Raw genomic sequence first — 12440 nt, forward strand, 5'->3', positions numbered from 1 at the left:
AAACCATGACCACCCAACACAACAACCTGATCAACGGCGAATGGCTCGCCGGCACCGGCTACGCGCCCAACCTGAATCCGTCCAACCTCGCAGACGTGATCGGCGAATACGCCCAAGCCGATGTGAGCCAACTCAACGCTGCGGTAGCCGCTGCCCAAAAGGCCTTCCCGGCTTGGTCTACAGGTGGCATCCAGGCCCGCGCCGACGCGCTCGACAAAATCGGCAATGAAATCCTGGCTCGCAAAGAAGAGCTGGGCACCCTGCTCTCCCGCGAAGAGGGAAAGACACGCGCCGAAGGCATTGGCGAAGCTGCCCGTGCCGGCAACATCTTCAAGTTCTTTGCCGGTGAATGCCTGCGCCTGGCCGGTGAAACATTGCCCTCCGTGCGTCCGGGCATCGGGGTGGAAGTCACCCGCGAGCCTTTGGGCGTGATCGGCCTCATCACCCCCTGGAACTTCCCCATCGCCATCCCCGCCTGGAAGATTGCACCTGCACTGGCCTATGGCAACTGCGTGGTGTTGAAGCCCGCAGACCTGGTGCCAGGCTGTGCTTGGGCGCTGGCAGACATCATCCACCGCAGCGGCATTCCTGCAGGTGTGTTCAACCTCGTCATGGGTTCGGGCCGTGTCATTGGCGACGCCTTGGTCAATCACCCCGGCATCACCGCCGTGAGCTTCACCGGCTCCGTGGGTGTGGGCCAGCGCATTGCCGCCGCCTGTGCTGGTCATATGAAAAAGGTCCAGCTCGAAATGGGCGGCAAGAACCCCCAAGTCGTGCTGGACGATGCTGACCTGAATGTGGCTGTTGAGCTCAGCGTGCAAAGTGCCTTCTACTCCACCGGCCAGCGCTGCACCGCGTCCAGCCGCCTGATCGTGACTGACAAGATTTATCCCGCTTTTATCGAAGCCATGCAAAAACGCATGGCCGCCATCAAGGTGGGTGACGCCTTGGCCGCTGGCATCGACATCGGTCCGGTGTCGTCCCAAGCGCAGCTGGAGCAGGACTTGTCGTATGTGGAAATCGGCAAGCTTGAGGGCGCCACGCTGCTCACCGGTGGCGAACGCCTCACGCGCGACACCGAGGGCTTTTACATGGCCCCGGCCCTGCTGGTGGACAGCACCCCGTCCATGCGTATCAACCGCGAAGAAATCTTCGGTCCGGTGGCCAGCGTGATCCGTGTGAAGGACTACGACGAAGCCTTGGCCGTCGCCAATGACACGCCCTTCGGCTTGTCTGCCGGCATTGCCACTACCAGCCTGAAGTACGCCACCCATTTCAAGCGCCACAGCCAGGCCGGCATGGTGATGGTGAACCTGCCCACCGCAGGGGTGGACTACCACGTGCCCTTCGGCGGACGCAAGGGCAGCAGCTACGGCTCCCGCGAGCAGGGCAAGTACGCTGCCGAGTTCTTCACCACGGTGAAGACGGCTTACACATTGGCATAAGTAGCAAGGCCTGACACATGCGCACCCTCCGACGGATCTTTTTGAGCAGTTTGTTGTTGGTGTCCATGCCGTGGGCCTATGCACAGAACAGCAAGGGCGGTGTGGGCATCCTGATGCCCACAGTCACTTCCCAGCGCTGGGTGGTGGATGGCCTGGCTATGGTGCGTGCCATGGACAAGTTGGGCTACCGCCCCGACCTCAAGTACGCCAACGACGACGTGGCTACACAAGTGGCCCAGACGGAGGAAATGCTCAAGGCTGCTGACATGAAAGTGCTGGTCATCGGCGCCATTGACGGCACCAAGCTGGCCCCGGTGCTCAAGAAGGCCGCCGAGCGCAACATCAAGGTCGTCGCTTATGACCGCCTGATCCGCGACACGCCGCATGTGGACTACTACGCCACCTTTGACAACTTCCAGGTCGGCGTGCTGCAGGGTACCGACATCATCGAGCGGCTGGGTCTGGACAAGGGCAAAGGCCCGTTCACCATCGAGCTGTTCGCCGGTTCTCCGGACGACAACAACGCATACTTTTTCTACGACGGTGCCATGTCGGTGCTCAAACCCTACATCGACAAAGGCAAGCTCGTCGTTGGCTCAGGCCAGATGGGTATGGAGAAGGTGTCCACCCTGCGTTGGAGCGGCTCGGTAGCCCGCGCCCGCCTGGTGCAGATCCTGGACAAGCATTACACCAAGCAGCGCCTGGATGCCTTGCTCTCGCCTTATGACGGCATCAGCATGGAGCTGATTACTGCCATGAAAAAGGCCAACTACGGCCAGGGCGGCCAGCCCTTGCCGGTAGTCACCGGCCAGGACGCCGAGATGCCTACGGTACGCTCCATCATCCGGGGCGAGCAAACCTCCACGGTGTTCAAGGACAACCGCGAGTTGGCCCAGGTCGTCACCACCATGGTGGACGCCATCCTCTCCGGCAAAAAGCCCGCCATCAACGACGAGAAGACCTACAACAACGGCCAGAAAGTTGTACCTGCCTTTTTGCTCAAACCCGCGGTGGTCGATATCAACAACTGGCGTGCCACGCTGGTGAACTCCGGCTACTACAAGGCCGACCAGTTCAGGTAACCGCGCTCGGCCCCCTGCGCCCATAGCCCCCTCCTGCAGGGGGCTTTTTTACGGTGCGTCCGGCAGGACGCTCTCACTAGGAGGTGAAAGACCTCTACTCGCCCTGCAAGGGGAAGGGTTAGCCAATGGCAAGGGCTTCGCGGGCGACTGCGAGTCTGAAGGAAGCCGGATGGCAAAGCGCTGGTTCGACGAACAGGAAGCGGATATGAGGCGCCACAGGGGGGTAAGGAGTCCGAAATCTCTGAAGCCCAAAACTTGCACGGAACTCTGTGGCGTAGATCCGACGGACATAAGCGTGAAAGTGGGTGCGTAATACCCGGAGAGATCTGAGTGTGGTGCCCGTAAGGGCTACCGGCCATCGAAAGGTGACGGGAGGCTCGCTCAGAAGTCAGCAGAGGGCATAGTAGGTGCAACCCAAGGTGATGAGCCACAAGAGGCGGCACCGAAGGCCCGAACAAGTGGAAACGAGAGTAGGAACGAAGTCACTCGATGCCAATCGATGAAGCAGAAGCCCTCGCAAGAGGGGCCCACAGCGAAGGAACCGGACGGAATCTGGGGAGTGCGCACGTGGGTGCTGAGGTGGGTACGGCGTACGTCGAGCAACCGAAATCGGAGAGAGACCGGCTCATGAGCCGAGTCGTGGATCGCGACAACATGCAGCTCGCTTACAGCCGAGTCATGAAGAATCGCGGCGCACCCGGCATTGACGGAATGCGCTGTGAAGACCTCAAGACGTGGCTCAAAGTGAACTGGTCGCAAGTAAAGAAGTCGTTACTGGATGGAACCTACCGCCCCCAAGCGGTACGTCGGGTGGACATACCCAAGCCGCAAGGCGGGGTACGCACGCTCGGAGTGCCCACGGTGGTGGACAGGCTGATTCAGCAGGCGCTACATCAGGCGATGCAACCCCTGTTTGAACCTACCTTCTCGCAAAGCAGCTACGGCTTCAGACCGGGGAAAAGTGCGAAGCAGGCGGTAAGCAAAGCGGCAGAGTACATCCGTGGCGGCAAGCGCTGGGTGGTGGACATGGACCTGGAGAAATTCTTCGACCGTGTCAACCACGACGTGCTGATGGCGCGGGTGGCACGCCAGGTACAGGACAAAACCGTCCTGAGCCTGATACGCAGGTTTCTGGAGGCCGGGATGATGGCCAACGGGGTAGAGACACCACGGTACGAGGGTACACCGCAAGGCGGCCCCCTGTCACCACTACTGTCCAACATCCTGTTGACTGATTTAGACCGGGAGCTAGAGGCACGCAAGCTGCTGTTTTGCAGGTATGCGGATGACTGCAACATCTACGTGAGCAGTCAGCGGGCGGGCCAACGCATCATGGAGGGCATAAAGAGGTTTCTTGCAAACCGGCTCAAGCTCACTGTGAACGAGACCAAAAGTGCGGTTGAGCGGCCATGGAAACGCAAGTTTCTGGGATACAGCGTGACAGCACAACGAGCCAGCAAAATCCGAATAGCCAAGGAAAGCACGCAACGCCTGATGCACGCCGTGCGCACATACTGTGCACAGGGACGGGGCAGGCCACTGCCCCAGACCATCGAAAAGCTAAATCCGGTTTTACGGGGATGGATGAACTACTTCAGCCTGACCCAGAGCCACAAGCCCATCGAAGCACTGGATATGTGGGTACGTAGACGGCTACGCGCCCTGATGTGGAGGCAATGGAAAAGGACAAAGACGCGGGAATCCAAAATGCTCGCACTCGGGCTCGATGCCCAGCGGGCATGGAAGTCCAGCGTCAATGGCCATGGTCCATGGTGGAACGCCGGTGCCAAACACCTGCGCCAAGCTCTCCCGACGAAATACTTCACGCAACTCGGGCTGGTCTCGCTGGTGGCAACCCACCAGCACCTCCAGCGTCCTACTTGAACCGCCGTATGCGGAACCGCACGTACGGTGGTGTGAGAGGGCTGAGGGGGTAACCCCTCACCCTACTCGATGTGCGTCCGGCAGGACGCTCTCACTAGGAGGTGAAAGACCTCTACTCGCCCTGCAAGGGGAAGGGTTAGCCAATGGCAAGGGCTTCGCGGGCGACTGCGAGTCTGAAGGAAGCCGGATGGCAAAGCGCTGGTTCGACGAACAGGAAGCGGATATGAGGCGCCACAGGGGGGTAAGGAGTCCGAAATCTCTGAAGCCCAAAACTTGCACGGAACTCTGTGGCGTAGATCCGACGGACATAAGCGTGAAAGTGGGTGCGTAATACCCGGAGAGATCTGAGTGTGGTGCCCGTAAGGGCTACCGGCCATCGAAAGGTGACGGGAGGCTCGCTCAGAAGTCAGCAGAGGGCATAGTAGGTGCAACCCAAGGTGATGAGCCACAAGAGGCGGCACCGAAGGCCCGAACAAGTGGAAACGAGAGTAGGAACGAAGTCACTCGATGCCAATCGATGAAGCAGAAGCCCTCGCAAGAGGGGCCCACAGCGAAGGAACCGGACGGAATCTGGGGAGTGCGCACGTGGGTGCTGAGGTGGGTACGGCGTACGTCGAGCAACCGAAATCGGAGAGAGACCGGCTCATGAGCCGAGTCGTGGATCGCGACAACATGCAGCTCGCTTACAGCCGAGTCATGAAGAATCGCGGCGCACCCGGCATTGACGGAATGCGCTGTGAAGACCTCAAGACGTGGCTCAAAGTGAACTGGTCGCAAGTAAAGAAGTCGTTACTGGATGGAACCTACCGCCCCCAAGCGGTACGTCGGGTGGACATACCCAAGCCGCAAGGCGGGGTACGCACGCTCGGAGTGCCCACGGTGGTGGACAGGCTGATTCAGCAGGCGCTACATCAGGCGATGCAACCCCTGTTTGAACCTACCTTCTCGCAAAGCAGCTACGGCTTCAGACCGGGGAAAAGTGCGAAGCAGGCGGTAAGCAAAGCGGCAGAGTACATCCGTGGCGGCAAGCGCTGGGTGGTGGACATGGACCTGGAGAAATTCTTCGACCGTGTCAACCACGACGTGCTGATGGCGCGGGTGGCACGCCAGGTACAGGACAAAACCGTCCTGAGCCTGATACGCAGGTTTCTGGAGGCCGGGATGATGGCCAACGGGGTAGAGACACCACGGTACGAGGGTACACCGCAAGGCGGCCCCCTGTCACCACTACTGTCCAACATCCTGTTGACTGATTTAGACCGGGAGCTAGAGGCACGCAAGCTGCTGTTTTGCAGGTATGCGGATGACTGCAACATCTACGTGAGCAGTCAGCGGGCGGGCCAACGCATCATGGAGGGCATAAAGAGGTTTCTTGCAAACCGGCTCAAGCTCACTGTGAACGAGACCAAAAGTGCGGTTGAGCGGCCATGGAAACGCAAGTTTCTGGGATACAGCGTGACAGCACAACGAGCCAGCAAAATCCGAATAGCCAAGGAAAGCACGCAACGCCTGATGCACGCCGTGCGCACATACTGTGCACAGGGACGGGGCAGGCCACTGCCCCAGACCATCGAAAAGCTAAATCCGGTTTTACGGGGATGGATGAACTACTTCAGCCTGACCCAGAGCCACAAGCCCATCGAAGCACTGGATATGTGGGTACGTAGACGGCTACGCGCCCTGATGTGGAGGCAATGGAAAAGGACAAAGACGCGGGAATCCAAAATGCTCGCACTCGGGCTCGATGCCCAGCGGGCATGGAAGTCCAGCGTCAATGGCCATGGTCCATGGTGGAACGCCGGTGCCAAACACCTGCGCCAAGCTCTCCCGACGAAATACTTCACGCAACTCGGGCTGGTCTCGCTGGTGGCAACCCACCAGCACCTCCAGCGTCCTACTTGAACCGCCGTATGCGGAACCGCACGTACGGTGGTGTGAGAGGGCTGAGGGGGTAACCCCTCACCCTACTCGATCCTGTGCCATGCAGGCCTGCTAAGGTTCGCAGTCCGGCCCGGAATACGGGCCTTGCACACAGGAGAGCACACATGGCAATGGATGTAGTCGACTACGAAATTTTTGGTTCCGAGATGCAATACGTCGAGGTGGAACTCGACCCCGGTGAAGCCGCCATCGGCGAGGCCGGTGTGATGATGTACATGCAAGAAGGCATCACCATGGACACCATCTTTGGTGATGGTTCCCAGCAAGGCGGCTTTTTCGGCAAGCTTATGGGCGCAGGCAAGCGCCTGCTGACCGGCGAAGGCCTGTTCACCACGGTTTTCGAAAACAGCGGATCCGGCAAGCAACGCGTGGCCTTTGCAGCACCCTACCCCGGCAAGATCGTGCCCATGGACCTGAGCCAGCTTGGCGGCACCATCATCTGCCAGAAAGATTCCTTCTTGTGCGCCGCCAAAGGCGTGGCGCTTGGCATTGCCTTCCAGAAAAAGCTGGGCGTGGGCTTGTTCGGCGGCGAAGGCTTCATCATGCAAAAGCTCGATGGCGACGGCATGGCTTTTGTGCACGCCGGCGGCACGCTGATGGAGCGCACTCTGGCGCCCGGTGAGACCCTGCGGGTCGATACCGGCTGTGTGGTGGCTTTCCAGCCCACCGTGGACTTTGACATTCAGTTCGTAGGCAAAGTGAAGTCCGCCATCTTCGGCGGTGAAGGTTTGTTCTTTGCCACCCTGCGCGGTCCGGGCAAGGTGTGGCTGCAAAGCCTGCCGCTCTCGCGCCTGGCAAACCGCATCATCCTTTCTGCACCCGCTGCAGGTGGCCGGTCTGCGGACCAAGGCTCCTTGTTGGGCGCGGGCGTGCTCGGCGGCCTGATTGGTGGCGGTAGCAACGACGACTGAGCGCATGCCGAGCAGCAGTAGCGAAGCAGCCGCCCATGGCACATTCACAGGCCGATTCTTTGCCCCCGGTCTGGACGGCGTTGGCGTAGCCGCCATTGCGTTCTGGCAATACGGTCGCTTGCAGGTGCAAGCTGCCGACCAAGCGTGGGAATCTGAGCCGGATGCACGTGTGCAGTCTGGTGGTTTCAATGCCACGCAGCTCGCGCTGGTATGGGCCGGTGCGGAACGCGAATGCCGCTTTTATGTGGATGCCGGTGCCTCGCGCACGGTCTTTGCTGCCGGTTTGCCCGCTCACCTGACACCGCAGCACCAGGCCGCCGGCAACGCAAGCGCCAAGGTGGAGCGGCGCTTCAGGTTGTGGTGGGCCGCTTTGGCGCTTCTTGCACTGGTTCCATTGCTGGCCCTGGTCTTGTTAATCACCCGCGTGGACGACGCTGTGGGCTGGCTGGTGAAGCATATTCCTCACGAGCAGGAAGCCAAGCTGGGCGACTTGGTGCTGGCCCAGACCCGCGCACAAATGCGCGTGATGGAGTCCGGCCCGGCAGTGGACGCAGTACGCCTCATGGGCCAGCGCCTGACCACGGGCTCGGCCTACACCTACCGTTGGCTGGTGGTCGACAAAGCCGAGCTCAATGCCTTTGCAGCGCCCGGCGGCGTGGTGGTGGTCTACAGCGGTTTGCTGCAGGCCGCCAAAACGCCGGAAGAAGCAGCTGGCGTCATCGCCCACGAGGTGGCACATGCCGAGTTGCGTCATGGCCTGCAAGGCCTGGTCAAAGCGCTGGGGGTGCGCGCGGGTGCCGCAGTGCTGCTGGGCGACTGGAGCGGTGCCGCGCTGGGTCAGGCGATGACCGGCTTGTTGGAAATGAAGTTTTCCCGCGAGGCTGAGGAAGCCGCCGATGCCGAAGGTTTGCGCCGTTTGGTGGCTGCCCGCATCAATCCGTCCGGCATGGCCGACTTTATGGACACGCTGGCCAAGCAAAGCCCCGGGGTTGCAGTGCCAGAGCTACTGTCCACCCACCCAGCCTCTGAGGGCCGGGCCACGCGTCTGCGCGAGGCAGCCAAGGCCCATACCGGGCCTTGGGATGTACTGCCCTTGGACTGGGCTGCAGTCCAAGGGTCTTTAAAGACCTCGAGTCCTTAAGGGTTGGCAGCCAGCGTCTTGTAAGACGGGATGTTGTCGAACACATCCTGTGGCTTGGAGAAGTCACTGGCCTTGTTGGCTGCATCCTGCAGGCTCTCAGCCCATGTACGCATACGGGCAATCAAAGCTTTGCGTTCCGCGGATGCTTCGAGGCCGGCGGGTGTCCAATCTGCGGGGGTTGTATCGCCGAAATTCAGCGCATTGGCGAGGATGTGGAAGGTGACCACATAAGCGCGGCCCGCACTTTTGAAATTGACGATGCGGACATCAAATACCAGCAGATCACGTGGTCGGCTTTGCACGCTGCGTACATTGATGGTCATGCAATTGTCATCCCGTCCACGCGCTTTGTTGACGGCAACGATATGGGATCCGCTGCAGGGGCTGCCGGTCACGAACTGATCCATGCTGGCGGAGGACAAGTTAGTGGTGAGTACCTGCACTGCTTGATCCTGGAAATTCGAATCCACGTTCACCAGAACTACGGTACCCCGGTTGATCTCATCGGCATTGTTGATGGCACCCGCGACTTGTGTTGTGACATCTACGATGCGCCAGAGGTCACCACCGGTGTAAATGCTGTAGCCACCTGCGGTGCTCCAGCGCTCCACCAAGGCACCTTTTTCAAAAGGGGCTGGCTTGCCGTCCTTAAAAAACTCGACGGCAGACGCCTGCAGGGAACCGAAAACGAAAAAAGCGGTAAGAAAAATGCGTTTCATAAACAAAGAATAAAAATGAGGGCCTGATGCTATCCGTCAATATCTTTCTGGCCCATCCCCCGTTAGAGTGAAAGCTCTGAGTTTTATAAGTTTTCATGACTGGTTCGCCCGACTCGCTGAACGATGACACCCGCAAGCTGGTGGAAGACCACCAGCCGGTGGTGCGCTCCGTGGCGAACCACGTGGGGCGGCGCCTGCCGCCGAACGTGGACAGGGCGGATCTGGTGCAGGACGGCATGCTCGGGCTGATGGAGGCGCTGCTGCGCTGGACCAAAGAGTCCTCGGGCATGCATTTCGAAAACTACATCGCCCTGCGGGCCCAGGGCGCCATGATTGACGGCCTGCGCGCTGCCGATCCGGTAAGTCGCCAGGTGCGCAAAGACATGCGGCGGGTCGAAGTGGCGCTGCAGCAGCTCAGTCACCGGCTTGGCCGTCCGCCGACCGAAGGCGAGCTGGCCAAGCAGCTTGACATGCCTTTGGCCGACTACCAGCGCTTGCTGCAGGACGCTCAAGGCTACGTGCTGATCTCGCTGCAAGACCTTACCGGCGACAGCGTAGACCAGTATCTCAAGCGCTGCCTGGAAGACAACGCCGACCCCCTGGCCCTGTTGGAGCGCGCTGCCCTGCGCCAGGCGCTGGCTGAATCCATCCAGCTGCTCCCACGCAAAAGCCAGATCCTGCTCACGCTGTATTACGAGCACGAAATGCGCATGCACGAAATTGCCAAACACCTCGGCCTCTCGGAAGCGCGCATCTCGCAAATGCACACCCAGTCCATCGCCCAGCTACGCGCCTCGCTGGCTGACCGCGACATTGAGCGCCTGCTCACCCCGCGCATGCGGCCGCGCGACGAGCCTGACGAGTCGGAGTACAGCGTTCTTAGCAACGGTTGACCTGCCCCTGAAGCCCCCGGGCACGATGCTTGCTGGGTCGCTCCTGCCAATCAACACCCGCAGGAGCACCCCATGAACCGCAACGACGTTACCGAGAAGATCATGACCGTGAAGGTCAGCAAAGGCATCACCTGGGAATCGGTGGCCAAAAAAGTGGGCTTGAGCAAAGAGTGGACTACCGCCGCCTGCCTGGGCCAAATGACGCTGGACGACAAGCAAGCCAAGATCGTGGGCAAGATCTTCGGCCTGACCGTGGAAGAGCAAAAGTGGCTGCAAGTGGTGCCCTACAAAGGCTCGCTACCCACTCCTGTGCCTACCGACCCGCTGATCTACCGCTGGTACGAAATCGTCAATGTGTACGGCACCACCATCAAAGAACTCATCCACGAAGAGTTCGGCGACGGCATCATGAGCGCCATCGACTTCTCCATGGATATCGTGCGCCAGCCCGACCCCAAGGGCGACCGGGTAAACGTAGTGCTGTCGGGCAAGTTCCTGCCCTACAAAACTTACTGATTAAGCAGCGGCCTTCTGGCGGCGCGCACGTACCGCGGCCGCCAAGGTTTCGAGCACCGGCACGGTTTGCGCCCAGCTGATGCAAGCGTCCGTCACGCTCACGCCGTGTTGTAGCGGCTTACCGTCCACGATGTCTTGGCGGCCTTCGTTGAGGTGGCTCTCGATCATCAGGCCGGTAATGCGCGCATCGCCCGCGGCAATCTGTGCTGCCACGTCCTGGGCCACCACGATCTGGCGGGCGTGCTGCTTGCTGCTGTTGGCGTGGCTCACGTCAATCATCACCTGCTCGCGCAGGCCGGCGGCTTTGAGCAGCGCGCAGGCTGCGTCGACATCGGCGGCTGAGTAGTTGGGCGCCTTGCCGCCACGCAGGATCACGTGGCAATCGTTGTTGCCGCGCGTCTCGAAGATGGCGGCCTGGCCCATTTTGGTCATGCCCATGAAAGCGTGCGCGCCTTGCGCGGCCTGAATGGCGTCGGTTGCCACCTTGATGCCGCCATCGGTACCGTTTTTGAAGCCCACCGGGCAGCTCAGGCCGCTGGCCAGCTGGCGGTGGCTCTGGCTCTCGGTGGTGCGCGCACCAATGGCACCCCAGCTCACCAGCTCGCTGATGAACTGCGGCGAGAGCAAATCCAAAAACTCGGTGGCTGCAGGCAAGCCGGTGTCGAGCACGTCCAGCAACAAGCGGCGCGCCATCTCCAGCCCTTGGTTAATGGCAAAGCTGCCGTCCAGGTGCGGGTCGTTGATATAGCCCTTCCAGCCCACGGTGGTGCGCGGCTTCTCAAAGTACACGCGCATCACCACCAGCAGGTCGGCACTCAGCGCATCGGCTTGTGCCTTGAGCAGGCGGGCGTATTCCATGGCCTGGCTGTGGTCGTGGATGGAGCAGGGCCCCACCACCACCACCAGCCGGTCGTCCTGCCCCTGCAGGATGCGCGAGATGGCCGCGCGGCTGCTCTCCACCAGCGCCTCGGCAGCGGCCGGCACGGGCAGCTTTTCTTCCAGCAGCGCGGGGGTGATGAGCGGGCGCACCGCGCCGATGCGCACATCGTCAATACGGGTGGTGTCGTGGGTGGTCAGGGCGGCGATGGTGGAGGTGGTCATACTATGAATTTGATAGCTGCTCGCGCATATTAGGCGGGCGCTGGAGGGTGATTTTGTTTGTATTTTAGGTGTTGATGGGCGTACGCCGAAATGAGTCAGGCATTCATTTGTAGTAGTAGTACCAATTACTTTGATAGTTCTTATCAAAGTTGTGTTTTGAATCAAAACTAACCGTGAATTCTTCATTGCTCAAATAGCCGAATTCATCGTGAAGAATCAGAAGATCAAAGTACATCTTCGCGTAAATGCACTTCTTTCCTTCTGCCATATTCTTTTCCTTTTGTTCATCGGTAAAGAAGAAGAAAGTGACATGGCCAAAAAAGCGCGAGATTTCCCAAAGATCTTTATTCCCAATTCTTTGAATCAGAGCTGCAATGTCAGCGTCAGAAATCTTGTTATCGGTTTCAGCTCTTGCTATTGGTGAAAACGCAGAAAAAACTACAAATGGTTTGTCGGCCCGAATGTTTGAGACAGAGTGCCGCATACAAACTTCCCCAAACTTATTCGCAATGGCATTTGTCTTGACTTCGTCAAAGTTGTACTCCTTGCTAAAGACGGCGACGTGTTGTGGATGTTCCAGAATGATCTGCAATCGACCTCTATGAGGTTCATCGAAGATTACGTTCAACACGACCACATTCCAAGTTGCTTCTATCCACCGTGCAAGCTCATCCATGTGCGTCGACATGCGACTCTTGCCCTGCTTAATTTTTTTGGTTAAACCATACTCTGGGTCGGACGATGTGATCATTTGCAAAGCGAAGCAGTTTCTTTCAAGCAAGCATAACAATCACCACTCGAAGAAAC

The 12440-nt window shown here is 59.5% G+C and carries 11 protein-coding genes; 8 read left to right on the forward strand and 3 right to left on the reverse strand.

The features are described from left to right. Positions 1–5: 5 nt before the first annotated feature. The 6 genes from AEP_RS12795 (at position 6) to AEP_RS12820 (ending at position 8404) form a co-directional block, all read left to right on the forward strand. Positions 6–1445 carry an aldehyde dehydrogenase family protein gene (locus tag AEP_RS12795; RefSeq protein WP_087495732.1) on the forward strand — a complete coding sequence of 480 codons (1440 nt, stop codon included), beginning with the start codon at positions 6–8 and terminating at the stop codon, positions 1443–1445. A gap of 17 nt (positions 1446–1462) precedes the next feature. Further along, positions 1463–2527, forward strand: a complete 1065-nt coding sequence (gene chvE / locus AEP_RS12800) for a multiple monosaccharide ABC transporter substrate-binding protein (RefSeq protein WP_087495733.1) — start codon at positions 1463–1465, stop codon at positions 2525–2527. Positions 2528–3154: 627 nt separating this feature from the next. Then, the gene (gene ltrA / locus AEP_RS12805) at positions 3155–4411 is read left to right on the forward strand and encodes a group II intron reverse transcriptase/maturase (RefSeq protein WP_335583050.1); all 1257 of its coding nucleotides are present in this window, start codon (positions 3155–3157) and stop codon (positions 4409–4411) included. Positions 4412–5056: 645 nt separating this feature from the next. Next, positions 5057–6313, forward strand: a complete 1257-nt coding sequence (gene ltrA / locus AEP_RS12810; RefSeq protein WP_335583050.1) for a group II intron reverse transcriptase/maturase — start codon at positions 5057–5059, stop codon at positions 6311–6313. 143 nt (positions 6314–6456) lie between these two features. Beyond that, a complete protein-coding gene (locus tag AEP_RS12815; RefSeq protein ID WP_087495734.1) occupies positions 6457–7263 on the forward strand; it encodes a TIGR00266 family protein in 807 nt (268 codons plus the stop codon). A gap of 4 nt (positions 7264–7267) precedes the next feature. Then, complete coding sequence (locus tag AEP_RS12820; RefSeq protein ID WP_087495735.1) at positions 7268–8404, forward strand: M48 family metallopeptidase; 1137 nt, start codon at positions 7268–7270, stop codon at positions 8402–8404. Here the strand turns inward: AEP_RS12820 and AEP_RS12825 are convergent. After that, positions 8401–9123 (reverse strand): hypothetical protein, encoded by a 723-nt coding sequence (locus AEP_RS12825; protein WP_087495736.1) that lies wholly within the window; start codon positions 9121–9123, stop codon positions 8401–8403. The genes AEP_RS12820 and AEP_RS12825 overlap by 4 nt on opposite strands. Before the next feature lie 95 nt (positions 9124–9218). Between AEP_RS12825 and AEP_RS12830 the strand changes: the two genes are divergently transcribed. Further along, entirely contained in the window at positions 9219–10016 is a 798-nt protein-coding gene (locus AEP_RS12830) for a FliA/WhiG family RNA polymerase sigma factor (protein ID WP_087495737.1), read from the forward strand. 72 nt (positions 10017–10088) lie between these two features. After that, positions 10089–10532 carry a cyanase gene (cynS, locus tag AEP_RS12835; protein ID WP_087495738.1) on the forward strand — a complete coding sequence of 148 codons (444 nt, stop codon included), beginning with the start codon at positions 10089–10091 and terminating at the stop codon, positions 10530–10532. Here the strand turns inward: cynS and AEP_RS12840 are convergent, their stop codons facing one another. Together AEP_RS12840 and AEP_RS12845 are read right to left on the reverse strand one after the other, a co-directional pair. Further along, positions 10533–11633: a 3-deoxy-7-phosphoheptulonate synthase gene (locus tag AEP_RS12840; protein WP_087495739.1), complete on the reverse strand. Its 1101-nt coding sequence runs from the start codon at positions 11631–11633 to the stop codon at positions 10533–10535. A gap of 103 nt (positions 11634–11736) precedes the next feature. Next, complete coding sequence (locus AEP_RS12845) at positions 11737–12384, reverse strand: hypothetical protein (RefSeq protein ID WP_087495740.1); 648 nt, start codon at positions 12382–12384, stop codon at positions 11737–11739. Positions 12385–12440: the final 56 nt, after the last annotated feature.

It is taken from the genome of Curvibacter sp. AEP1-3 (assembly GCF_002163715.1).
In the GTDB taxonomy this organism is placed as follows: Bacteria; Pseudomonadota; Gammaproteobacteria; order Burkholderiales; family Burkholderiaceae_C; genus Allorhodoferax.